The 21,205-nt window shown below is 64.0% G+C and carries 24 protein-coding genes and 2 pseudogenes; 9 read left to right on the top strand and 17 right to left on the bottom strand.

What is annotated here, in order from left to right:
* The first annotated feature begins 50 nt into the window (after nucleotides 1-50).
* Nucleotides 51-845, top strand: a complete 795-nt coding sequence (locus tag CXQ91_RS05620) for a GntR family transcriptional regulator (protein WP_104172946.1) — start codon at nucleotides 51-53, stop codon at nucleotides 843-845.
* Nucleotides 846-911: 66 nt separating this feature from the next.
* Here the strand turns inward: CXQ91_RS05620 and CXQ91_RS05615 are convergent, their stop codons facing one another.
* The 4 genes from CXQ91_RS05615 to CXQ91_RS05600 form a co-directional block, all read right to left on the bottom strand.
* A complete protein-coding gene (locus CXQ91_RS05615; protein WP_104172945.1) occupies nucleotides 912-2,591 on the bottom strand; it encodes a cytochrome bc complex cytochrome b subunit in 1,680 nt (559 codons plus the stop codon).
* Nucleotides 2,569-3,639, bottom strand: a complete 1,071-nt coding sequence (locus CXQ91_RS05610) for a ubiquinol-cytochrome c reductase iron-sulfur subunit (RefSeq protein ID WP_104172944.1) — start codon at nucleotides 3,637-3,639, stop codon at nucleotides 2,569-2,571. Before CXQ91_RS05610 ends, CXQ91_RS05615 begins: the two co-directional genes overlap by 23 nt.
* A gap of 101 nt (nucleotides 3,640-3,740) precedes the next feature.
* The gene (locus tag CXQ91_RS05605; RefSeq protein WP_104172943.1) at nucleotides 3,741-4,529 is read right to left on the bottom strand and encodes a c-type cytochrome; all 789 of its coding nucleotides are present in this window, start codon (nucleotides 4,527-4,529) and stop codon (nucleotides 3,741-3,743) included.
* A gap of 87 nt (nucleotides 4,530-4,616) precedes the next feature.
* Nucleotides 4,617-5,291: a heme-copper oxidase subunit III gene (locus tag CXQ91_RS05600; protein ID WP_231510979.1), complete on the bottom strand. Its 675-nt coding sequence runs from the start codon at nucleotides 5,289-5,291 to the stop codon at nucleotides 4,617-4,619.
* Nucleotides 5,292-5,403: 112 nt separating this feature from the next.
* On the opposite strand from CXQ91_RS05600, the gene trpD reads away from it, so the two are divergent.
* On the top strand, nucleotides 5,404-6,462 hold the full coding sequence (gene trpD / locus CXQ91_RS05595; RefSeq protein WP_104172942.1) for an anthranilate phosphoribosyltransferase: 1,059 nt from the start codon (nucleotides 5,404-5,406) through the stop codon (nucleotides 6,460-6,462).
* A 15-nt stretch (nucleotides 6,463-6,477) separates the two neighbouring features.
* Here trpD and CXQ91_RS05590 read toward each other — a convergent pair whose 3' ends face one another.
* Nucleotides 6,478-6,759 carry an Lrp/AsnC family transcriptional regulator gene (locus tag CXQ91_RS05590; RefSeq protein WP_028269180.1) on the bottom strand — a complete coding sequence of 94 codons (282 nt, stop codon included), beginning with the start codon at nucleotides 6,757-6,759 and terminating at the stop codon, nucleotides 6,478-6,480.
* A gap of 81 nt (nucleotides 6,760-6,840) precedes the next feature.
* Entirely contained in the window at nucleotides 6,841-7,257 is a 417-nt protein-coding gene (locus CXQ91_RS05585) for a DUF3054 domain-containing protein (RefSeq protein WP_104172941.1), read from the bottom strand.
* A 137-nt stretch (nucleotides 7,258-7,394) separates the two neighbouring features.
* Between CXQ91_RS05585 and CXQ91_RS05580 the strand changes: the two genes are divergently transcribed.
* Nucleotides 7,395-7,763 (top strand): VOC family protein, encoded by a 369-nt coding sequence (locus CXQ91_RS05580; RefSeq protein WP_104173179.1) that lies wholly within the window; start codon nucleotides 7,395-7,397, stop codon nucleotides 7,761-7,763.
* 3 nt (nucleotides 7,764-7,766) lie between these two features.
* Here the strand turns inward: CXQ91_RS05580 and CXQ91_RS05575 are convergent, their stop codons facing one another.
* Complete coding sequence (locus CXQ91_RS05575; RefSeq protein ID WP_104172940.1) at nucleotides 7,767-8,399, bottom strand: LysE family translocator; 633 nt, start codon at nucleotides 8,397-8,399, stop codon at nucleotides 7,767-7,769.
* 177 nt (nucleotides 8,400-8,576) lie between these two features.
* Here CXQ91_RS05575 and CXQ91_RS05570 point away from each other — a divergent pair, with 177 nt between their 5' ends.
* From CXQ91_RS05570 to CXQ91_RS05560, 3 genes are all read left to right on the top strand, one after another.
* The gene (locus tag CXQ91_RS05570; protein WP_104172939.1) at nucleotides 8,577-9,053 is read left to right on the top strand and encodes a VOC family protein; all 477 of its coding nucleotides are present in this window, start codon (nucleotides 8,577-8,579) and stop codon (nucleotides 9,051-9,053) included.
* Between the two features lie 155 nt (nucleotides 9,054-9,208).
* Nucleotides 9,209-9,505: an antibiotic biosynthesis monooxygenase family protein gene (locus tag CXQ91_RS05565; protein ID WP_104172938.1), complete on the top strand. Its 297-nt coding sequence runs from the start codon at nucleotides 9,209-9,211 to the stop codon at nucleotides 9,503-9,505.
* Nucleotides 9,505-10,005 carry an HAD domain-containing protein gene (locus CXQ91_RS05560; protein ID WP_104172937.1) on the top strand — a complete coding sequence of 167 codons (501 nt, stop codon included), beginning with the start codon at nucleotides 9,505-9,507 and terminating at the stop codon, nucleotides 10,003-10,005. Before CXQ91_RS05565 ends, CXQ91_RS05560 begins: the two co-directional genes overlap by 1 nt.
* Nucleotides 10,006-10,034: 29 nt before the next feature.
* Here CXQ91_RS05560 and CXQ91_RS05555 read toward each other — a convergent pair whose 3' ends face one another.
* The 6 genes and pseudogenes from CXQ91_RS05555 to CXQ91_RS05530 all read right to left on the bottom strand — a co-directional run bounded on the left by CXQ91_RS05555 (nucleotide 10,035) and on the right by CXQ91_RS05530 (nucleotide 16,061).
* Entirely contained in the window at nucleotides 10,035-10,946 is a 912-nt protein-coding gene (locus CXQ91_RS05555) for an alpha/beta hydrolase (protein WP_258073844.1), read from the bottom strand.
* A gap of 310 nt (nucleotides 10,947-11,256) precedes the next feature.
* On the bottom strand, nucleotides 11,257-11,856 hold the full coding sequence (locus CXQ91_RS05550; RefSeq protein ID WP_104172935.1) for a DUF305 domain-containing protein: 600 nt from the start codon (nucleotides 11,854-11,856) through the stop codon (nucleotides 11,257-11,259).
* 383 nt (nucleotides 11,857-12,239) lie between these two features.
* Nucleotides 12,240-13,106: pseudogene (locus CXQ91_RS05545) on the bottom strand (heavy metal translocating P-type ATPase); the annotation flags it as partial.
* Between the two features lie 282 nt (nucleotides 13,107-13,388).
* A complete protein-coding gene (locus tag CXQ91_RS05540) occupies nucleotides 13,389-14,843 on the bottom strand; it encodes a multicopper oxidase family protein (protein WP_104172934.1) in 1,455 nt (484 codons plus the stop codon).
* Nucleotides 14,843-15,115 carry an SHOCT domain-containing protein gene (locus CXQ91_RS05535; protein ID WP_104172933.1) on the bottom strand — a complete coding sequence of 91 codons (273 nt, stop codon included), beginning with the start codon at nucleotides 15,113-15,115 and terminating at the stop codon, nucleotides 14,843-14,845. Before CXQ91_RS05535 ends, CXQ91_RS05540 begins: the two co-directional genes overlap by 1 nt.
* A 184-nt stretch (nucleotides 15,116-15,299) precedes the next feature.
* Complete coding sequence (locus CXQ91_RS05530; RefSeq protein ID WP_258073855.1) at nucleotides 15,300-16,061, bottom strand: SAM-dependent methyltransferase; 762 nt, start codon at nucleotides 16,059-16,061, stop codon at nucleotides 15,300-15,302.
* Nucleotides 16,062-16,704: 643 nt separating this feature from the next.
* Here CXQ91_RS05530 and CXQ91_RS05525 point away from each other — a divergent pair.
* Nucleotides 16,705-17,616 carry a hypothetical protein gene (locus tag CXQ91_RS05525; RefSeq protein ID WP_104172931.1) on the top strand — a complete coding sequence of 304 codons (912 nt, stop codon included), beginning with the start codon at nucleotides 16,705-16,707 and terminating at the stop codon, nucleotides 17,614-17,616.
* Nucleotides 17,617-17,832: 216 nt separating this feature from the next.
* On the opposite strand, the gene CXQ91_RS05520 is transcribed toward CXQ91_RS05525, so the two are convergent.
* The 4 genes from CXQ91_RS05520 to CXQ91_RS05505 form a co-directional block, all read right to left on the bottom strand.
* Entirely contained in the window at nucleotides 17,833-18,273 is a 441-nt protein-coding gene (locus CXQ91_RS05520; RefSeq protein ID WP_104172930.1) for a hypothetical protein, read from the bottom strand.
* A gap of 6 nt (nucleotides 18,274-18,279) precedes the next feature.
* The gene (locus CXQ91_RS05515; RefSeq protein ID WP_104172929.1) at nucleotides 18,280-19,164 is read right to left on the bottom strand and encodes a F510_1955 family glycosylhydrolase; all 885 of its coding nucleotides are present in this window, start codon (nucleotides 19,162-19,164) and stop codon (nucleotides 18,280-18,282) included.
* Nucleotides 19,165-19,243: 79 nt separating this feature from the next.
* Nucleotides 19,244-19,882 (bottom strand): DUF305 domain-containing protein, encoded by a 639-nt coding sequence (locus CXQ91_RS05510; protein WP_104172928.1) that lies wholly within the window; start codon nucleotides 19,880-19,882, stop codon nucleotides 19,244-19,246.
* 133 nt (nucleotides 19,883-20,015) lie between these two features.
* Nucleotides 20,016-20,492: a hypothetical protein gene (locus CXQ91_RS05505; protein WP_104172927.1), complete on the bottom strand. Its 477-nt coding sequence runs from the start codon at nucleotides 20,490-20,492 to the stop codon at nucleotides 20,016-20,018.
* Nucleotides 20,493-20,667: 175 nt separating this feature from the next.
* On the opposite strand from CXQ91_RS05505, the gene CXQ91_RS25620 reads away from it, so the two are divergent.
* Entirely contained in the window at nucleotides 20,668-20,931 is a 264-nt protein-coding gene (locus CXQ91_RS25620; RefSeq protein ID WP_374953628.1) for a universal stress protein, read from the top strand.
* Nucleotides 20,862-21,157, top strand: a pseudogene (locus CXQ91_RS25690) (universal stress protein). Before CXQ91_RS25620 ends, CXQ91_RS25690 begins: the two are co-directional and overlap by 70 nt.
* The last annotated feature ends 48 nt before the right edge of the window (nucleotides 21,158-21,205 follow it).

Below are 21,205 nucleotides of genomic sequence, written 5' to 3'. Positions count from 1 at the left end.
GGCGCCGGTGCCCTACGCTTAAACCATGAAAGTTATTCTGGAGCATTGCCATGGCGGCCTCTGACGCAAACAAAATGGTGGGGGAGATCGACCGCGAAAACGGCGTCCCCATCTACGTCCAGCTGAGGGAACTCCTGCGGGCCCACATTGCGGCCTCGTGCCCGCCCGGATCCTCGCTGCCCTCGGAACGGGACCTCGCCGAAAGGTTTGGCCTGGCCCGTATGACGGTCCGGCAGGCCATCGACGCACTCGTGGGCGAGGAAGTCATCGAACGGGTCGTGGGCCTCGGAACGTTCGTCCGCAAGCCAAAACTCGACCTGCAGGTGAAGCTCACCTCGTACAGTGAGGAAATGCAGCGCCGCGGAATGGTTCCGGCAGCCAAGGTGCTGAGTTTCGAGCAGATCAGCGCCAGTGCGTTCCTGGCCCGTGAGCTCCAGCTCGACGAGGGCACGCCCCTGGTGCGCTTCAGGCGTCTTCTCCTGGCAGATAACGAGCCCATGAGCGTGGATGAAAACTTCATCCCCGCGCACAGGGTTCCCGGGCTGCTCGACGGCGAACCTCCGACATCCCTGTACAACGTCCTGAGCGAACGGTTCGGCCTGGTCATGGAGTGGGGGGAGGACATGATCGAGGCCACCGCAGCCTCACCGTCCACGGCACGGCTTCTCAACGTTGAAGTCGGATCGCCGCTGCTCAAGATCCAGCGGCACGCCTTTGTGGCCCGGTCCATGGTGGACTACTCGGTGTCCTACTACCGTGCGGACCGTTACAAGCTGTGGGTCCCGCTGCAGCGTCCCGGCGTCAGGCCTACGCGCAATTACGCCTCAGGCTACCGAAACCCGTAGGGAGCAACGCAAAGAGGCCCCGTCCTGTCGGACGGGGCCTCTTTGCGTTGCTCGGTAGCGCTTGAACTAGTGGCTGAGGGTCTTCTGGGCCTCGGCCGATTCGACTGCTTCGTGCTGGCCGTGGTGGCCATGGGCCGCCTCGAGTTCAGCGGGCGAAGCGGGTGCTACGCGGTCTTCGAAGAACCACTGGGAGAGCGCTGCGCGGCGCTTTTCCTTGCGCGTCACGATGCCGTGTTCGTTGGGAACAGCAGGCAGCGGTACCGGCGACTCAAAGCCGACCAGCTTGTAGCGCTTGTAGTCATCCAGCGGTGCATGGACCTCAATGAACTCACCGTGCGGCAGGCGCACGATGCGGCCGGTTTCGCGGCCGTGCAGTGCAATTTCGCGGTCCTTGCGCTGGAGGGCGAGGGCCACACGCTTGGTCACGACGAACGCGATGATCGGGCCAATGAAGAACAGCGCACGCAGCCAGTACGTCACGTCGTTCAGTGAAACGTGGAAGTGCGTAGCGATAAGGTCCGAGCCAGCAGCCGCCCACATGACGCAGTACCAGGTGAAGCCGGCTACACCGATAGCAGTACGCGTCGGCGCATTGCGCGGACGGTCCAGCACGTGGTGCTCGCGGTCGTCCTTGGTGATCCAGCGTTCGATCCACGGGTACATGAACAGCACGGTGAAGATGATGCCGGCCGGCACGAGCGCCGGGAGCAGGACGTTCAGTGTGAGGACCTGCCCGAAGATGATGTATTCGAAGTGGAAGTCGCTAATGACACCCGGCATCAGGCGCAAGGCGCCGTCCACAAAGCCGATGTACCAGTCAGGCTGGGTTCCTGCGGACACCGGTGAGGGGTCGTAAGGACCGTAGTTCCAGATCGGGTTGATCGTGAAGAACGCCGCCATCAGGGCGACTACGCCGAACACGATGAAGAAGAATCCACCGGCCTTTGCCGCGTAGACCGGGCCGAGAGGGTAGCCGACGACGTTGCCGTCGTTGCGTCCCGGGCCGGGGTACTGGGTGTGCTTGTGCACGACCACCATGAACAGGTGAAGGACGATCATCAGCAGGATCAGGGCCGGCACCAGGAGGATGTGCAGCATGTACAGGCGGCCGATAATCACGGTGCCCGGGAATTCCCCGCCGAACAGGAAGAATGAAATGTACGTCCCGATCACCGGGATGGACTTGATCACGCCGTCGATGATGCGCAGGCCGTTGCCGGAGAGCAGGTCATCGGGGAGTGAGTAACCGGTAAATCCTTCAGCCATGGCCAGGATCAGCAGGACCCCGCCGACAACCCAGTTCATTTCGCGGGGCTTGCGGAAGGCACCCGTGAAGAAGACACGGAGCATGTGAACACCGAGGGACGCGACGAAGAGCAGGGCTGCCCAGTGGTGGACCTGGCGCATGAACAGTCCACCACGGACATCAAAGGAGATGTTCAGGGATGAGCTGAACGCGACTGACATTTCGACGTTCTTCAGTGGCGTGTACGAGCCGTCGTAGTGCGTCTCCGCCATGGACGGATCGAAGAAGAACGTCAGGAACGTGCCGGAGAGCAGCAGGATAACGAAGGAGTACAGGGCAACTTCGCCGAACATGAAGGACCAGTGATCCGGGAAGACCTTCCGGCCGAATTCGCGAAGCATCCCCGAACCGCCGACGCGCTGGTCAACGAAGTCGGTAATGCGGCCGCCCTTGGTTTTGGCGACGAAGGCGGGGGCATTAGCTGTTGAATTTGCGCTCATGCTCATCACGCTCCCAGTAACTCGGTCCTACGGGTTCTTTGAAGTCGCTGGTCGCGACCAGGTAGCCCTCGGCGTCAACTGCGATGGGCAGCTGGGGGAGAGGCCGGCTGGCCGGGCCAAAGATAACCTTGCATTCCTGGGTCAGGTCAAAGGTCGACTGGTGGCACGGGCACAGCAGGTGGTGGGTCTGCTGCTCGTACAGGGCAACAGGGCAACCAACGTGGGTGCAGATCTTCGAGTAGGCAACGATGCCGTTGTAGCTCCAGTCCTCGCGGCCCGCAGAGGGCTTCAGGGACTCGGGGTTCAGGCGCATCAGCAGGACGACGGCCTTGGCCTTTTCGTTCAGCTTGCCTTCATGGAGTTCGTTGAGACCTTCCGGAATCACGTGGAACGCCGAACCGATAGTGACGTCAGAGGCCTTGATGGGCGTGCCGTCGGGGTCGCGGGTAAGGCGCTTGAGCTTGCCTTCCTGCGGGGCCCACATGGTGTGCGCCAGTTTGTCGTCCGGCCGGGGACCGAGGTCGCCGAAGACGGCGAGGGCCGGGAGCGGAGCCAAAGCGACGGCGCCGAGGAGGGTGTTGCGGATCAGCGGCCGGCGCTTGATCCCGGTTTCCTCCACGATGTCATCCACGATGCGGACTGCCGCCTGGCGGTCCTCTTCGGTGCGGATGGGGTGGCGCTCTTCCGACACCTCGTGGTCCGGCATAAGGGCCTTGGCCCAGTGGACGATGCCGGTGCCGATGCCAAGCATGGCAAAGGCGGTGCCGATGCCCAGCAGGGCGTTCTGCAGCCGGATGGTGGCGATCGTGGAGCCGGGTCCAAGATCGATGGCGAAGTACGCCACCAGGAAGATTAGGGTGCCGACAATGGAGCTGCCGAAGAGAATGGCAACCTGCCGTTCTGCACGTTTTGCGGCCTTCGGGTCCGTGTCGGCCAGGCGCAAACGATGCGGAGGAAGTCCAGGATCCTGGAACTTCTCCACCTCATTCTGACCAGCCGTAGCTACGGTGCCCGAGTGGCTCGGACTGCCGTCACTATGGTTGCCCATAATTCGCCTCATCCTTCTCTCGTCCCGGCCAATGCCGGGTTAGTTTTCAATTCCATACTGCTGACTCGTCAGCAGGAGTTCTTACAGTTGCCGGACGGCTGCTAGGACGTCCGGGAGGTCAGCCAGATGGTGAAGGCGATAATGACGCCCAGGCCGGCGATCCAGACAAAGAGACCTTCTGAAACGGGCCCTATTGCACCGAGGTCGGCACCGCCGGGTGAGCCATTGGCTTCAATCTGCTTCAGGAAGGTAATGATGTCGCGCTTGCCTTCGGGGGAGACGTTGGCGTCGTTGAAGACGGGCATGTTCTGCGGTCCGGTGGCCATTGCTTCGTAGATGTGCTTCTCGGAAACGTCCGCGAGGGCGGGAGCGAACTTGCCCCGGGTCAGTGCACCGCCGGCTGCTGCTGCGTTGTGGCACATGGCGCAGTTCACGCGGAAGAGCTCGCCGCCTTCTGCGGCGTTGCCCTGTGCGTCCAGAAGGTGCTCTTCGGGGATGGACGGGCCGGGCCCGAGCGAAGCGACGTAAGCGGACAGCTGGTGGGTCTGTTCATCGTTGAACTGTGCAGGCTTCTTGTAAGCCTGCGGGCCATTCATCTGCATGGGCATGCGCCCGGTGCCTACCTGGAAGTCAACGGCGGCAGCACCGACGCCTACAAGTGAGGGTCCGTCCTGGGTTCCGCTCGCACCCATGCCGTGGCAGGTTGCGCAGTTGGCGGCGAAAAGCTTCCCGCCCTCTTCAGCGTCGTTCGCACTGAAGCTGGTGGTGGAAGCCTTGGCCTCGTTGACGGTGGTGGCAACGGCGTACAGCCCACCAGTGAGGAGGAGGCCCATCAGCAGCAGCGCAATGGCTGCCAGTGGGTGACGTCGCTTCTGCGAGAGTGCCTTCACGTGGTGGTTCCTTTATTCGATCGTGCGTCGGCTCCGGGAGCCGCTTCTTGAAATTCTGCCTCTTGTAGAAAAAGAGTCAAGTCAGGGCTACCTGAGGACGTAGATGACCAGGAAGAGGCCGATCCACACGACGTCGACAAAGTGCCAGTAGTACGAGGTGACAATCGCGGACGTGGCTTCGAAGTGACCAAACTTCTTGGCGGCGAACGAACGGCCGATGATGAAGAGGAAGGCGATGAGGCCGCCGATGACGTGCAGGCCGTGGAAGCCGGTGGTCATGTAGAAGGCCGAGCCGTACGCATTCGACGAAAGCGACACATGCTCCGAAACGAGCATGGCGTATTCAGTTGCCTGGCCGGCAACGAAGAAGGCACCCATGATGAACGTCAGGGTGAACCATTCGTTCATCCCCCAACGCGTGAATGCAAGGGGGCCGCCGGCGCGGCGCGGCTGGAGCCGCTCAGCGGCGAAGACGCCCATCTGGCAAGTGAATGAACTTGCCACGAGGACGATCGTGTTTACGAGCGCAAAGGGGAAGTTGAGCTTAGCTGTCTCTTCAGCCCACATCTGTCCGGAAGTCGAACGGAGTGTGAAGTACATGGCGAAGAGACCGGCGAAGAACATCAACTCACTGGACAGCCAAACAACGGTTCCTACGGAAACCATATTCGGGCGGTTCAGCGTCGGGTGCGCCGGGGTACTGGGGGCATGGGTCGCAGATGTCACATAGACATTATGTCTGTAAAAGTTCCTCCTGCCCAATGCAAACCGCCTTTTGCAGGGACTTTTTCTACAAAGACGCGAATTCGCGCGGAAAAGTTCCCGGGCCGGTTCACATTGGTCATCAGGGCGGGTGCCTCGATAGCATCAGGAGGTGACTTCACAGGCATCAGCACAGCCGGCCGGCAACACCTGGCCGCGGCTCATTTCGGCTCTGATCAACGGCGCGGACCTCACGGCTGACAACACGGAGTGGGCGATGGACACGATCATGTCCGGCGAAGCCACGCCCGCCCAGATTGCCGGATTCCTCGTGGCGCTGCGCGCGAAGGGCGAGACGGTGGATGAGATTGCCGGCCTTGTCGAAGCGATGCTGGCCCACGCAAACCCCGTGGACATCGGCGGCGAGAAGCTAGACATCGTGGGCACCGGCGGCGACCAGCTCAATACGGTTAACATCTCCACCATGGCGGCGCTTGTCTGTGCGGGAGCCGGTGCGAAGGTGGTCAAGCACGGTAACCGGGCCTCCTCGTCGTCGTCGGGCTCAGCGGACGTCCTGGAAGCCCTGGGCGTACGGCTGGACCTCCCCATCGATCGCGTCGCACGGAACGCCGAAGAGGCCGGAATCACCTTCTGTTTCGCCCAGGTGTTCCATCCCTCCTTCCGGCACACCGCCGTGCCCCGCCGCGAACTTGCCATACCCACGGCGTTCAACTTCCTCGGACCGCTGACCAACCCCGCTCGGGTGCAGGCCTCAGCAGTTGGTGTTGCCAACGCACGGATGGCGCCCCTGGTTGCCGGAGTGCTTGCCAAGCGCGGAAGCCGCGGACTGGTCTTCAGGGGAAGCGACGGACTGGACGAGCTGACAACGACCGGGCCGTCCACGGTCTGGGAGATCAGGAACGGGGAAGTCAGCGAACAGGCCTTTGATCCGCAGGCGCTGGGCATCCGTCCGGCGACGGTGGAGGAGCTTCGTGGCGGTGACGCCGCAGCGAATGCCGCCGTCGTGCGTGATGTTCTGGCCGGAGCGGCCGGAGCGGCCCGCGACGCCGTCCTGCTGAACGCCGCCGCAGGACTGGTGGCGTTCGATGTCCGGGCCGAGGGTCCGCTGACGGACCGCATGGCGGCAGCGTTGAAGCGCGCTGAAGAGTCCATTGACTCCGGCGCCGCAGCTGCCGTTCTGGAAAAGTGGGTGGCCCTGACCCAGGGCTAGGCGCTGTGCCCGGCCTTACTGCTCGAAACCGAGGGCGAAGGCCGCATCGAGGTCGTGCTGGGAGTAAGCGCGGAAGGCGATGTGCGTTGTGGTGTGCACAACGGCAGGGACCTTGGACAGCTTGTCCGCGATGACGTCCGCCAGCTCATCATGCTTCGCCACCCGCGCAACAGCAATCAGGTCCCATTCCCCGGTCACGGAGTAGACCTCGCTGATGCCCGGAATCGCCGAAATCTCCTCTGCCGTTTCCGGAATGCGCGAGGCGTCTGTCTTGATCAGGACGAATGCGGTGATCACTCTTGACCTTTCGGATCGGGTGCGCCGTTGCGGAAACGGCAGGCGTTGCTGTCTGTTGCCAGCCTAGTACATCAGGGTGCTTCAGCGGCGCTGCCGGTGCCCTGCCAGCCGCCGGAATCCGGCCACGATGAGCCGGTAGCCGAGGAGGAACACGCCCAGGCTGAGCAACGCCACAAGGACGAACGGCACTACCACCGTCTGGCCGGTCAAAGCACGGAGCAGCATGCCCAGGGCCACAGCTCCGATCCACACGCTGACCCCCGCCGGCCAGACGCGCAACGGCGCGCGCCACAACCGCAGCCCAAGCCAGGCTATGGCCGCTCCCGCCAGGAACGGCCAGGCTGTCAGGAGGACTCCGGCGATCACATCCCCGCGCTGGTGGGCGTCCCGGCCGATGGCGGCGAAGGTAAGGATCAGTGCCGCGTCGGCGAGGGCGGCAATAGCCACGGAACTCCTGGCGGCTGCGCGGACGGGGGCGGTGTCGGTGCGGGAAGGCATGCCTCCAGAGTAGTAAAGGATTTTCGTTGCTACGACCTGGCATGACCGCCTGACGCGATGGCCCGCAGCGGCCGTACACTGTGACCGGGCCGTTTCCCGGCACATCGCGTTTCCGTTACTACACCCCGGACGGCAGCATGAGACTAGTCCAGATTGCGCAACATGCCAGTGACCTGCAGCGGGCGGCAGGGTTCTACACCGCGCTGCTCGGCGCCGAGGCCCGGGCAGTGTTCGACCCGCCCGGACTCCTGTTCTTTGACCTGGACGGCGTCCGGCTGCTGCTGGAGTCCGGGGCGCCGTCGTCCCTGGTCTACCTGGCGGTTCCCGACGTCAGGGACTCCGTGACCGAGCTCCGGAACAGGGGAGTGGAGATCGTGGCCGAACCACAGGTGATCTTCAGCCACACAAATGACCGGCTGGGCCCGGACGGGACGGATGAATGGATGGCATTCATCCGTGACAGCGAGGGCAACACCGTGGGCCTGGTCAGCCAGTTGCCGCGGTAGCAGTCAGGCCCTGCTGGCCGCGATCTTCGCGGCAAAGGCCACAAGTACGACGCCGGCAATACGGTCCGTGGCTTTGCCCACCGCCGCGGACTGCAGCCAGCGCCGGGCATAGTGGGTGGCCACGATGATTCCCGCGAACCAGAGCATGCCCTCCACGTTGTGCACGAGAGGCAGCAGGACCCCCATTAAGAGGGGCGGGACATCCTGCGGCAGGAACTGCGGGATCATGGCCATGTAGAAAACGCCCACTTTGGGATTCAGCAGACTCGTTGTCACGCCTGTCAGAAAGGGCGCCCGTCCGCTTCCGGCAGCCTGCACCGGTTCCGTGGGCATTGCCGGTCCTCTTCTGAAGGTCCTGATGAACATCGAGATTCCGAGAAATGCCATGTAGCAGGCGCCCGCGATCTTCAACACCGTGAAGGCCGTTTCAGAGGCAGCCAGGAGCGCGGACGCACCCAGCGCGGCCGCAACGCCCCACGCCACCGTGCCGGTGCAGATTCCCGCCGCCGTCGCAAAAGCCGGACCGCGCCCCCGGCTGATCGCTGTGCGGAGAACCAGCACGGTGTCGAGCCCGGGAATCACGGTCAGCAGGGCAGCGACCACGGCGAACTGGAGAAGGGCTTCAGGGACGGACATACTCGATGATAACCAGGCCCGGATCCCTTTCCCGCCGGGGAGGCGGCGGCGACGTGACACCGGATGCCGCGGCCGCGCCATTGTGTCCGGAATCACGCCCGGCTAGGCTCGCAAACGCAACCAAAGGATCGCCGTCGGGAGCCGTTTCCGGCGCAGCCAGTGAGATGAGGGACCAACGTGAGCCAAAAGATCACCACCTGCCTGTGGTTCGACACCCAGGCCGAGGAAGCCGCCGACTTCTACGTCTCGGTTTTTGACGGCTCCAAAATTCTCAACACGGCACGCTATGGCGGCGACGGCCCCGGCCCCGCGGGACAGGTCATGACGGTCGAATTCGAGATTGAGGGCCGGAAGTTCCTTGCGCTTAACGGAGGCCCGGCATTCTCCTTCAGCGAGGCGGTTTCCTTCGTGATCGACTGCTCTTCGCAGGAGGAAGTGGACCGCTACTGGTCGGCGCTGACGGCGGGTGGCTCGGAGAGTCAATGCGGCTGGCTCAAGGACAAGTTCGGGGTTTCGTGGCAGGTTGTGCCGTCCGTCCTGAGCCAATTGCTGGGAGGTCCGGACCAGGAGGGGGCGCAGCGGGCCATGCAGGCGATGCTGGGCATGAGGAAGCTCGAGATCGCCGAACTCCAGGCCGCCTATGACGGTTCCTGACCGTCCGGGGAGCCGGGAGGGGGCCGGATGGGGGCCGGATGGGGGCCGTAAGGGCGCAAGGGAGCAGGCCCCATGACCATCGGCCCTACCCTGCTTCGCTCAACCGGACGATAATCGGGACTATCCCACCCCGTACGTGATTGGAGGCGTTGGCGATGTCTGTTTACACGCTCGGAATCTGGTTGGTTAAACCCGGCAGGGAGGACGATTTTGTGCAGGCCTGGCGCAGCCTTGCCAGCAGGACCCAAGAAGAATTTCCCGCGGCAAAGGCAGTTCTGATGCGCGATCGCGACGTTCCCAACAGGTTCATCAGCACCGGCCCGTGGGAGTCGCTCGAGCAGACTGAACGCTGGCGGGCCTCAGCCGCGTTCGTCCAGGGATACGAGGCCATGCGGGAAATGCTGGAGCATTTCGAACCGCATACGCTGGAGGAAGCAGCGACCATCGGGTGATGCCTGACGCGACTATGAAGCCGTTGATCCTTCTCGACATTGACGGGGTCCTCAACCCACGTGCCCGGGTGGCAAGCCCCGACGGCTCACTGGAGCTCGTGCTCTCGGACGCGAAAATTGCCTTGGTCAATAGGCTCGCGGTGTTCGGCAGGATCGCTTGGGTATCGACGTGGCCGGCCGAGCAGACCGCCGGGCTCGAATCCCAGTTGCGGCTGGGGAACGAAACGTTACGAGTGCCATTGCCCGCACGTGCCCTGGACGAATCCGAGTCACCTACACCGAAGCTCCGGCCGGTGACCCGGTGGCTGGCCAGGATGGAACTTTCGGGCGAGGCCACCTGGGACTCGGTCGTGTGGATTGATGACGTCCTTGGACCGGACGCCCGCGAGTGGGCGCGCGGATTCCGGCGGCAGGTACTGCTGGTGCGGCCCCTGACGGCTGAAGGCCTGACCGAAGCGCATGTTGTGGCGGTTGAGGTCTTCGTCCAAAGCGGGAGCTGAGCCTGGTCTGCTCAGCCGGGTCTCCGAAGCTAGGGCTCCCTGCTGCCGTGGTTCAGGAACTCATGGATCTTTTCCACCATGGCCCTGGACTGGGTCCAGTGCAGGTAGTGCGGGCCGTCGAGAATGACCAGCTCATGGTGCTTGACGTTGAGCAGTCGGCGTTCATGCGCCGGGAGCCATTCCGGTTGCTGGTTCATGGTTTCCTGGGACAGAAACTCCAGCACGGGAAGAGCCTCGGGGTAGCTGAGGTTCTGGAGCTTCTGGGCGTTCTCCCCGATTCGGTTCGTTTCGTCGGTCAGTGCCGCGTTGCCAAAGTTCCAGCTCAGCAACTTGCGCATTTCGTCGCGTTCCGTCGTCGTATAGCCGTCGCCTGCCGGGTCTGCGAGACCAAGAGCGCCGGCCCAGCGGACCAAGCCGGTGGTCGAAGGAATCCGTTCCCAGAAGTTGCCTGACACAGGCATGTCGGCGGGTGCAGGAGCTTCGGCCGTGGCAGTCGTGGCAGCGGGTACCGTGGGGTCGATCCCGATAACCCCGGATACTTCTTCCGGGTATTTGTTGGCGTAGTGAAGAGTGGTGAAGCCTGCGATCGAGTGACCGACAAGGACGTAGGGAACATCGACGGCGAGTTTGGCGAGCACCTCATGCAGTTCCTCGGAGATGTTCTCGATGGTCCGCGGTCTGGCGGTCATATCGCTGAAGCCGTAGCCGAACCCCTCTACAACGACGACCCGGTATCCGGCCAATTCCCTGATCAGCGGGGCAAAGTCCAGCGCCGGCGCCGGCGTGCCCAATCCGCTGAGCAGCACCAGGGTCGGGCCGGTCTTTCCGGTTCGGGCGACGTTGATGGTCCCTTGGGCGATCTGGATTTTCTCCCCATACGGCACAGTATTGGGGCGTTCAACACTTTCCATGATGAGGTTGGCCGAGGTTGACCCAAGCACCAACCCGAGTATTGTCAGCGCGGCAATGCCCGTTGCCCGGAGTCGTCGCCTGCGTCGTTTCTGACGGGACTGTGTGTGATCGGGGAATGAACGGGTGCGGCGGGAGAAGCTGCGCAGCGGCATGGCGGAACTCCAAGGTAGAGACGTGACGGGCCGCTGAGCGGGCCATCTGGCATTAGGTTAGTCCCCCAACTTTTGGAACGATACTGCTGTTACTGACCATGGACGGGGAAGCCCGCATTTGTTGGGCAGGACAGGACGGCCGGCACCGTAGGGCAACGGTGCCGGCCGGGGGGAAAGCCTGGTGACGTCAGAGCCTGGCCAGCATGGCCCGCATTTCCTGTATTTCTGCTTCCTGTGCGGTCACGATGGCCTGGCCGAGTTTGACGGCCTCGGGGTTTTTCCCGGCAGTGCTTTCGTTTTTGACCAGGACGATGGCGCCTTCGTGGTGGACGATCATCTGGTTAAGGAAGAGCTTGGCCGCTTCGCTGCCGTCCATGCCGCCCGTGCCCTGGGTGGACATGTCATGGGCGTTGGGCTCCTGCATGGACTCGTTCCAGCTCTTGAGCCAGCCGGTCATCGTATCGATCTCCGGTCCCTGCGCGGCCTTGATCCTGGTGGCGAGGGCAGTCACGTCCGCGGGGATGTCTTTCTTGGCCAGCATCACGTCGCTCATCTCCACCGCCTGGGCGTGGTGGGGGATCATAATCCAGGCGAACATGACGTCGGCGGCGTTGTGATCCGCGGCAGACGCCGGAGTGCTCCTGGCCGGGGCGGCGCTGGAGCTGCCGTGATCCATGTTTGGCATGGACGTGCCGGAGGAACCGGGTCCGGTTCCGGTGGTGCAGCCGGCCAGCGCGATTGCCGCAGCGATCGCGGTGGCGGAAAGGGGCAGAAACTTCTTGATCATGAAAAACCGTTCCTTCGAAAAATATCAGGGGGCCGCAAGGCACCGCCGGGGGAGAGTGTGCATCATTTGGATGCGGGGGACGCGCCGGGATTGGGGCGTGTGGTCGTGCGCGCTTCGAATCCTCAGGGCGCTCCGGTTTACGTCCGACTGATGGACAACTCACCCGGCGACGGGCTTCCGGGAAGGTAGGAATATCGCGGCGGGAGCGAGCCTGGGGGATCGGCGGCGGGAACGGCACCGAACATCGTGGTGCCGGGGAGCGGTGCGGTCAGGGAGCCGGCCGTTGCTGACAGTGTGCAGCACGCCGTCGTGGCCTGGATGCTGTGGCAGTTGCCGGGGCATGGATCCGAGGGTTGCCCGGTCGTGTCCTGGACGAACCCGGGGGCGCCGACGGCGGTGACCCGGACCCGGACGGTATTGTCTGTCGCGACAGTGCCGGCCACGACCTGGTCGCCGGGGGAGTGGGGCACCGTCTTGGACTCGCCGGTGATCATCGATTCATCGAACTCTGCCGCGCCGTCGACCACAATGCCGTCCGCCGGCATCCGGGCGCCGGAACGGACCAGGAGCGTGTCGCCGATCTGGAGTTCAGTGACGCCAACGGTTTCCGTGCCTGCTTCGGTGATGCGTTCGGCTTCGTCGGGCAGCAGTGCCGCGAGGGCATCGAGGGCTCCCCGGGCGGAGCCAAGGGCGCGCATTTCGATCCAGTGGCCCAGCAGCATGATGGCCACCAGCAGGGCCAGCTCCCACCAGAAGTCCAGGTCGAACCCTCCGATCCCCAGGCTGGTGACCCAGGAAGCGGCGAATGCGACGCTGATGGCCATGCCGATCAGCAGCATCATCCCCGGTTGCCGGGCTTTCAGCTCATGCAGTCCGCCCCGCAGGAACGGCATACCGCCGTAGACAAAGATCACCGTGCCCAGGACTGGCGGGATCCAGGCCGCGCCCGGAAACCCGGGCGGCATGTAGCCGAGCAGGCGCCCGAACATCGGGCTGAAATACACCACGGGCACTGAGAGCGCCAGCGTCAGCCAGAACCTGTTCTTGAACATCGCCGTGCTGTGCCCGGCGTGCTGGCCGTGGCTGTGCACCACGTGGTCATCATGTGGACCGCGGCCTGCCTCCTGATCGTGGTGGCCCGTGGTGGTTGTTGCGCCCTCAACGAGCTCGACGGCGGAGCCGTCCATGCCGTCCATGCCGTCCATTGAGGAAGCCAAGGGCAGTTCTTTCCGGGATTCTGTTCCGCACATGTCAGTTCCATTCCTGAAGAAGGGTTCGACGGGTGCTGTGGTTGAACGGCTGTGACGGCGGTGCAAAGCCGGATTATCTTCCCTCGGACAATGTTTTGGCTGGTCAGAGTTGGATGCCTCCGAAGGCCACGTTGGGCACGTTCGGAGGGAATTGACTGTGATTATGTGTGTACCGCAGGACTCCGGGGCTCGGGGGTTTGACGCTCGGACAACGAGCGGTCCCCTTATGGGCAAGGTGGTTGCGGGTTGTTCGGGACTTGCTTGTGCGTCTGTGTGAGTTCGTCACCGCACTTCGATGGCGCCCATCATGCCGAGGTCTTCGTGGTCCAGGATATGGCAGTGGTAGGCGGACCGTCCGCGGAAGTCATTGAAAGCCACCCTGACCTTCACGCGCCCGTTCGCGGGGACGTTCACGACGTCCCGCCAGACAGCGGTGGTCTTTGATTGGCCGTTTTCCTCGATGATTTGCATCGGCCAGACGTGGAGGTGGAATGGGTGGTCCATCGGGCTGGTGTTGGTCAGTGTCCATTCTTCGACGTTCCCGGCCGCAACGGTTGTGTCTGTTCTGGTCTCGTTGAATTCCCTGCCGTTGATAGTGAACCGCATCATGCCGCTGGCGCCCATGCCCATGCCTGCAGCCAGAACGATCTGTCGGCGGGCGGCGATTGCGGATGACGTTAGGTTCTCGGGCCCTTTGAGGGCGGGAACGGCGGCCAGGGGCGCGGCTTGTTCGCCTGATACGCGCAAGGTGGCCAGCGCGGTGCCGTCCGGCTGGGTCGGGTTCCGGGCTCCGGATCCCATCATTCCCGGCATGTTTCCCCGGTCGTGGTGGAAAGCGCGCAGGGCGGACTCGCCGGTTGTTGTGGTCACGAGGAGGTCTGCCCGGTTTCCGGGCGTGAGTAGCAGGTCATCCACCGTTTCCGGTTGCGGGTAGCGGCCGGAGTCCATGCCGAGGAGCTGCAGTTGCTGTCCGTCGAGCCTGAGCCGGAGGTAGCGGGCCACGCATGCGTTGATGATGCGCCATCTTTCCCGTTCTCCCGGGCGGGCCGTGAATTGTGGGTTGCTCTGTCCGTTGACGAGGATCAGTTGGCCTTCCCTGCCCATCATTCGTTCCATCGCAGGGACCGCCTGGATGTTCCCTAGGCCGTCCAGGGTGGTGTCGGAAACGACCAGGACCCGTTCCGTGCTCACCTCGATGGGGTCCGGGTCCTCGACGATGATCGCTCCGAAGAGGCCGGCGAAGATCTGGTCGGCGACCGTTCCGTGGTGGTGGGGGTGGTACCAGTACACGCCCGGGGGATGGTCCTCGGGGAGTGTGTATTCGTAGTCGAAAGTGCTCCCGGGTTCCACGGAGATGAAGACATTGTCGCCGTTGCCTTCGGGGGAAACGTGGAGGCCGTGCACGTGCAGGTTGGTGGGTTGGGCCAGGTTGTTGACGAGCTTGATCTTCAGGACGTCGCCGGCTTGTACGCGGAGTGTCGGACCGGGGATGCCCCCGTTGTAGCCAAGAGCGGCTGCTTGCTTCCCGGCCAGCAGTATCTGTCCGGGTGCGGCTTCGAGCCGGACCTGCAGCAGCCTGTCTGCGCTTCGCTGGTCCTGCGGCTGGACCAGCTTGGCCCCGGTAACTGGGTCTGGAGGGGATGACAGTGCCCAGATCATCCCGGTGGCGCCGGCCGCTGTTCCTGCAGCGCCCAGTCCGCCCAGAAGCAGTGCCTGTCGGCGGCTGATGGGCTGCACTACCGGCCCTCACCGAGCACTCTGAGCTGTTCGCGGTACTGGTCCGCTGTCAGCTCTCCTCTCGCGAAGCGTTCATCGAGGATCTCGCGGGCCCTGTTCCCTCCCGGGGTCTGGGGCGGCCCGGATCCGTCCGGGCCGCGCGGACCGTACCCGCTGCGGATGCCGCCGCCGGCGACCCTCACCGCCACCAGTACCAGGAGCGCGATTCCGATGAGCAGGAGGGGACCCCAGAGCCACATCCACCCCATGCCCTGTCCGTATCCCCACATCATGACCGGCGCCTTCCGCTTTGTTGTTAGTACTCTGATTCTTCGCGGGGCGTCGGCCAATGGGTAGAGTCCGAGGTCCCGGCCCAGGTCCGATCGGTGACCGGCCACTTTTCCGTGTCACTTCGGCCTTGGAGGGCAGGGCTTACACCTCGCCAAGCTCGGCGCAGTTCCTACCGGAGCCGCGCATTCACCCGGGTCCCCGGGAACCCGCGCGTGGAACGCTTTGTCGGGCGTTCAGTGTTCCCTTTTCACGGAGCCTGCTGACTTGTCCCGGAGGCGGCCCGCCGACCGTGACTGTCACGAATCCTGCCGGGGCCCGCCGCCGGCGGGTCTCCTTCCCGAAATTCCGGTGCTCCTCAAGCGTCAGGCCGAAAGCCCGAACGTACTCCGCGGCGCGCTTCCTGGCCGGGGGAGTGTTGTCGATCCCAAACGTGAGCGGCTCGCCCGCGAACTTCGCCGTTGCCCGGAGGTAGCGCATATTAGGTGTCGGCGATGCGATGACCCCGGCGTCAAAGTAGTCAAAGGAAATTACGCTGCCAGGGGCCGTCCGGGCGATCCGTTGGAGCGTTGACTCGACGGCGGCGCGGTCCAGGTACATGGTCACTGCCTCCCAGAGGAAGAACGTCGTCCCGGCGGAGTCGAAGCCGGCCTCGGCAAGCTTCTCGAACCAGTCCTCTGCCTGGAAATCGGCGGCCACGTAGGTGGCCTGGTTCGTTGGAAGCCCCGCGGTCTCCATCATCTTCAGCTTGAACGCCTGGGTCTCGGGCTGGTCGATCTCGAAGCACCGCACATGGTCCTCCGGGGACAATCTGTGGACGCGGGTGTCCATGCCGGCGCCAAGGATGACCAGCTGGTTGATGCCGGGGAGGTGCCGGGCGAGGGCGGCGTCGTAGAAGGTGGTCCGTGCGCTTTGCTGGTGTCGCATGGGGGGGTTCGCCCTCGTACGGATAGCGGTAGATCCGGGGAACGTAGCCGGTCAGGAAATGAGCCGCCATCGTCGGTGTGGTCTCCAGTGCGAAGCCGGCCCGGGAAACATTGGGCATGGCCATCATGAGCCGCGCAGCGGGTTCGTCCGCTCTGGCCCCTAAGCGGTGCTGCATGTATCGCGTGTAGAGCGAAGCGAACAGGTCGCCGACACACGCGTCTGCCGGCTGAAGACGAGCAGCTTAGGCACAGCCCACAAGTAACCGATTGTCCCCACCGGGATGAGCGCCATCTGGATCACGCGAAATAAGGCAGCCGATGCTGTTCCCCGCCTACGCCGCATCTCGCCCCGGTTCCTCTTCTGCGCCCGCCCCTCATGCTCCTCGGGCGGGCAGCGGCCGTCAACACGCTTCGTGTGCTGCCCGTTGCCAACTCGATCCGGGGCTAGGCCGCCGACCCCGTTCTGAACCAGCGGGAGTGTGGCAGGTTTGGATGGCCCGGGAGGTCGGGTGAAGACGGTCCCGCCTCTTCTGGTTGTTCATGCCTCCCGAACCGACGGCGTGCGCGGGATTGGTGAGCTGTCGTCGCGCTCGAAGTCGGGTCGTGCAGCCCCCGCTATGCTCAGCCATCCACTTGCGCGGGCGGCGCCGAGGAAGGAAACTGCAGCAATGATGAGTGCCGGCTACTGGAAGAGTCATTACGTTCTTGACTCAGACCCGGAAGTGATCGATCGGAATCTGCATACATCGTTTTTCGTATCCGGCTCGGAGCGTTTTGAACTACTGACGTTCGAAAGGAGCAAGGATGCCCCCAATATTCTGGTCTCGCCAGGGTCAGCCGGCCACGCTCACGTGTTCGCGGAGCTGGGATACCAGATGCATCTGAGGGGCTACAACGTCTTCATCATGCCCAAGCACGGTGGGGCTACTGTCGGTGAGCTCGTGCGACGGCACGGTGATGCCGTTGAACGCATCTCGGGTACTTACAGCGACATGCTCGGGGTCTTTAGTGAAGGCCTCGGCGGGTTCGCGGTCTTCTATCTGGCTTTGTCCCATGGGCCGATCAAGAGCGCTGTGTATCAGAACTCCCCGGCAGTTCTGACCGAGGCACAGTTTCTCAGGGCGGTCTTAACAGGCAGAGGTGCCGCCCGACGACGAAAGCTGTTCCTTCCGGTACTGCGCATCCTGTCCAGGATTGCTCCTTGGGCCCCCGTACCCGTATCGCTCTACCTGGACTTCGAAGACCTGATAGACATGGAAGGGAACCGGGAGCGCGAGACACGTCTCGTGAAGGAAGGCTATCTAAGAGATCCTGGCTTCGACCGGTGGTACCCGCTTTCCGCGGTCATGTCCCTGGTTTCAACGGCGCCCTCTGGCCCTCTCTCTGCCCTGAAAGTACCCACGATGTTTCTGGTCCCCTCAAGGGGATGGACCGATCCGTCGTATCTGACGGACCTGTACCGCAGGCTTCCACCGATCAAGAAGAGGTTTGTGGAAGTCAACGGCGGAGTGTTCTGGATGTGTTCCCACCCAAAGGAAGCCGCCACAATCATCTGCGACTGGTTTGACGAGACGGTCTAGTTCCGCCGCAATCGTCGAGCTGAAGCGAATGGACTTGCTTCAACCTCGGCGGGCTGGGGTTGGCGTCAAGCATGGCCAGCAACACGGTAGGTGCATGATGCGCCTCCTGGTACCGGGTAATGGTGGGCGACCGCCCTTCCCGGCTATCACGGCTGCCCGGGACCCGTGATAGCCGGCCCGTCAGCCTCGTCAGGATGGAGACTACGCCCCGGTCTGCTAGCGAAGCACCAGCGTGGCCAATACGATGACAAAACCGAGAAGGAATAACAGAATGCGAAGGAAGACGCCGGTGTTTTCGGCGGCCCTAACCAGCGCAGGATCTGCCGGCCTCGGAAAATCGTAGAGAGCCGTGCCGATCCGCAGTTGGTAGCGCAGGACCTCCTCACGGAAGATGGACCACACTGCGGCGAGGACCATCATGGCAAAGCCCAGCTCCACCGTGATGCCGCTCCCGCCGGGGGAGGACGTGCCGATGCCATATGCGGCCGCAATATCAGGACCGCCCGCAGCCAGCACAACACAGCCGGCCAATACCCAGCGCTGCACCCCGATCCGCCTGCCCGCTGCCCTCCGGCCCGGACGGATGAAAGCAATCCAGAACCCGATGGCGGCGGCAACGACGGATCCCCCAAAGAGGAGCATGAACGGGTCACGCATCAGCGGTCAGGGAGCGTCGGCGGGCCCGAAGGTGGCTCCGCCGTCGGTGGAGACGACAATCCCGGCGGCGGTCGCGGCCCAGATCGACAGGTTCGCCTCCGGGCCCTTCACCGCGGCCATAGCCTGGACGGTGTCTTGGATTTGGCCTTTGCGGCTCCAGGTCGCACCGGCGTCCGCGGAGTAGTGGACGGTCCCGTCCGGTGCGACTCCGACGGCCTCCGTAGGGCCGGCAAACGCCGCGAACTGAATCACGGGTCCGGACCTCACCGCGCTCCAGGTTTTCCCGCTATCGGTGGAGCGTCGGATCCCCTGCGGGGTGGTGGCCAGGACGGTGTCGCCGGCTGGGCTTCCGGCGAGGACGGCCGGGACGAAATCCGTGGTCACTGTGTTCCAGGTTTTTCCGTCCGGGCTGGTGCGCAGTGTGCCGTCGAAGCCGACGATTCCGGATTTGGTGGCGGTGAGCGCGTGGAAGTCGGATTCGCGTTGCCGGGAGAGCTGTTCCCAGGTTTTCCCGCCGTCGGTGGATCTGATCAGCCCGAGCGGGTTGGGCAGGTCGGAGTCCGCGCCGGGGTGTCCGGAAGCGTAGAGGACGCCGTGGTCGGTGCCGCCGGTGAAGCCCATCAGGTCGTTGGTGGCCCCGATTTTGGCAGCGGGCTGATTCGTCATGTCGAACAGGCCGTCGTGGGTGGACAGGAGCACCTGGCCGGTTTTGCTGCTGACGCTCAGGCCGTGAATGTGGGCGTCGGGCATGGTGCTGCCGGTGCTGCTGGCCGGGGCGGGTCCTGCCGGGACGGAGGCCGGACTGCATGCTGACAGGGCAAAGATGAGGCCGGTACTGGCTGCCAAGGCAGCTGTGGTGGCGCGGACCCGGGGACGGGAGTGGATGGGCATGGGGGCTCCAGGGATTCAGATTGTGAAATGGCAGGGATGGCGCCGGCCCGTGAGGGCCGGCGCCGGAGGACACCGGTTGTTAGAGGGTGGCCAGCAGGTCCTGCATTTCCTTGATTTCAGCTTCCTGGGCGGTCACGATCTTTTTGCTGAGTTCGATTGCGTCGGCGTTCTTTCCCTGCGACGTTTCGGTCTTGGCCATCATCACGGCGCCCTGGTGGTGGGCAATCATCTGCTTCAGGAAGAGCTTGGCCGCTTCGGTGCCCTGGGCCGCTTCGAGCTGCTTCAGGTCATCCTCGCCCATCATGCCGTCCCTGGTGTGGCCGGTACCCATGGTCGCGGATTCGTTCCAGCTCTTGAGCCAGCCGGTCATCGTTTCGATCTCGGGTGCCTGGGCCGCCTTGATCCTGGTGGCCAGATCGGTCACTGCTGCCGGGATGTCCTTCTTCTGGAGCATCATCTCGCTCATCTCCACGGCTTGTTCGTGGTGCGGGATCATTCCCTGGGCGAACATGGTGTCGGCCGCGTTGTGTTCGGTCGAGGCCGGTGCGCTGCTGGACATCATCCCGGGGCCCTGGCCCATTCCCGGCATGGAGCTGGCGGAGGAAGCGGGGCTGCTGGAGGTGGCGGATGGTGTGGAGGTGCCGGTTGAGCAGCCGGCAAGGGCGAGTGCCGCAGCGATGGCGGTCGCGGAAAGGGTCAGAAACTTCGTGTTCATCATGGCTGTTTAAGTCCTTCAAGACATTAGTGGGCGCGTGGGCGCCAGGGGAGTGTGTGCATCAGTGATGCGCCCGTCTCAGAAGCGAGTCAGGCAGAAACAGGCGCCGGACAGGTCACAGCGCGGGGCCCCTGTTTCACGTTCTGCTGATGCAGAGCTCGCCCGGTGAAGGACTGCCCGGACGGTAGGACCACTGCGCGCTGATCGCGATGAGGTTTCCGGTGGTGATGTTTCGGCCGATGATGCCGGTGCCTGGCAGCGGCGCGGCCAGGGAGCCGGTCTTGGCTGACGGGGTACAGGACCCGGTCATGGCCTGCATGCCGGTGCAGCTACCCGACTCGGTGCACTGCGCGGTCCGCGTGCTCTCATCACCTTGAGCCGCCGGCATGGCCGGGGCAGAAGCCGGCCCGGGAGCATGATCTCCGCTGTGGCCGGAATCGGATGACTCGTGATGGGCGTTGACAGTGGCCGCCGCCATGGCCGGGGAGTGCAGGGCATGCGTGGCAGTCATGACGTGCATGCCGAAAATCCCGGCAATCAGGGCCAGGACGGTGGCGAACAGGCCCGCACGGCGAAGGAACGCAATCGCGGCGGTGTGTGCCGGTGCGGTCATGACGGTCCTCCTCCCTTCCGTTGCGGACATTCTGTTCAAAGACTACCGGCCGTGGCGGCCACTCTCCGATACAACGATCCTGCGCCGGATTCCGTTTCCCCACGCCGCCCACCGGTCCAGGTGACCGGGCCGGGATCTTCGGCCCTTGCGGTCAAATCCATACGGGGACGACACTATGGGCAACACATGTAAAGAACCTGGCGGAGGGCGGCGCTCATGGGCGGCGAAACAGGATTCAGGATCGTGGCCCGGGGTGGACGGTTCGGCCCCCTCCCGCCTCGCACTGGAATGGGCGGTCACGGAGGCGCGGCTGCGCCACGGCCAGGTCAGGGCCGTGACCGCGTGGGAGTTCCTCCCGTCACGGTCGGGATGGAAGGCCCGATCCGGGACCCGGATGTCTTCCCTCAGACCGCACGACGCCTCCAGAACGAGGCCCTGAAGCGTGTGGACAGCGAGGGTGTGACGGTGACCGGTGACGTTGTTCAGGGCAGCGCGGCCGCCGTGCTCCTGCGGGCGGCCGAGAACGCGGACCTGCTGGTGGTGGGTTCCCGCGGTCTTGCGGATTTACCGGGTTGCTGCTCGGTTCCGTGTCGACGCAGGTCCTTCATCACTCGTCGTGTCCGGTGCTGGTGGTCCGGACCCGGTCCCGGACCGGCGACGAATGAGGTCTCCATTGACCCCCCAGGGGAACCTCTGCGCCGGAAGCAGCGGCC

The organism is Arthrobacter sp. Y81, assembly GCF_002929335.1.
In the GTDB taxonomy this organism is placed as follows: Bacteria; Actinomycetota; Actinomycetes; order Actinomycetales; family Micrococcaceae; genus Arthrobacter.
The sequence above is the reverse complement of the archived record's forward strand: the minus strand, read 5'-3'. Positions and strand labels throughout refer to the sequence as shown.

Bases quoted from the DNA above. Each gene is read 5' to 3' on its own strand.
- CXQ91_RS05620 (WP_104172946.1), top strand. From the start codon at position 51: ATGGCGGCCTCTGACGCAAACAAAATGGTGGGGGAGATCGACCGCGAA.
- CXQ91_RS05505 (WP_104172927.1), bottom strand. From the start codon at position 20,492: ATGACCGCACCGGCACACACCGCCGCGATTGCGTTCCTTCGCCGTGCG.
- CXQ91_RS05515 (WP_104172929.1), bottom strand. From the start codon at position 19,164: ATGCCCATCCACTCCCGTCCCCGGGTCCGCGCCACCACAGCTGCCTTG.
- CXQ91_RS05550 (WP_104172935.1), bottom strand. From the start codon at position 11,856: ATGATCAAGAAGTTTCTGCCCCTTTCCGCCACCGCGATCGCTGCGGCA.
- CXQ91_RS05535 (WP_104172933.1), bottom strand. From the start codon at position 15,115: ATGATGTGGGGATACGGACAGGGCATGGGGTGGATGTGGCTCTGGGGT.
- CXQ91_RS05565 (WP_104172938.1), top strand. From the start codon at position 9,209: ATGTCTGTTTACACGCTCGGAATCTGGTTGGTTAAACCCGGCAGGGAG.
- CXQ91_RS05520 (WP_104172930.1), bottom strand. From the start codon at position 18,273: ATGCGTGACCCGTTCATGCTCCTCTTTGGGGGATCCGTCGTTGCCGCC.
- CXQ91_RS25620 (WP_374953628.1), top strand. From the start codon at position 20,668: ATGGGCAACACATGTAAAGAACCTGGCGGAGGGCGGCGCTCATGGGCG.
- CXQ91_RS05610 (WP_104172944.1), bottom strand. From the start codon at position 3,639: ATGGGCAACCATAGTGACGGCAGTCCGAGCCACTCGGGCACCGTAGCT.
- CXQ91_RS05560 (WP_104172937.1), top strand. From the start codon at position 9,505: ATGCCTGACGCGACTATGAAGCCGTTGATCCTTCTCGACATTGACGGG.
- CXQ91_RS05580 (WP_104173179.1), top strand. From the start codon at position 7,395: ATGAGACTAGTCCAGATTGCGCAACATGCCAGTGACCTGCAGCGGGCG.
- CXQ91_RS05510 (WP_104172928.1), bottom strand. From the start codon at position 19,882: ATGATGAACACGAAGTTTCTGACCCTTTCCGCGACCGCCATCGCTGCG.
- CXQ91_RS05615 (WP_104172945.1), bottom strand. From the start codon at position 2,591: ATGAGCGCAAATTCAACAGCTAATGCCCCCGCCTTCGTCGCCAAAACC.
- CXQ91_RS05585 (WP_104172941.1), bottom strand. From the start codon at position 7,257: ATGCCTTCCCGCACCGACACCGCCCCCGTCCGCGCAGCCGCCAGGAGT.
- CXQ91_RS05525 (WP_104172931.1), top strand. From the start codon at position 16,705: ATGATGAGTGCCGGCTACTGGAAGAGTCATTACGTTCTTGACTCAGAC.
- CXQ91_RS05575 (WP_104172940.1), bottom strand. From the start codon at position 8,399: ATGTCCGTCCCTGAAGCCCTTCTCCAGTTCGCCGTGGTCGCTGCCCTG.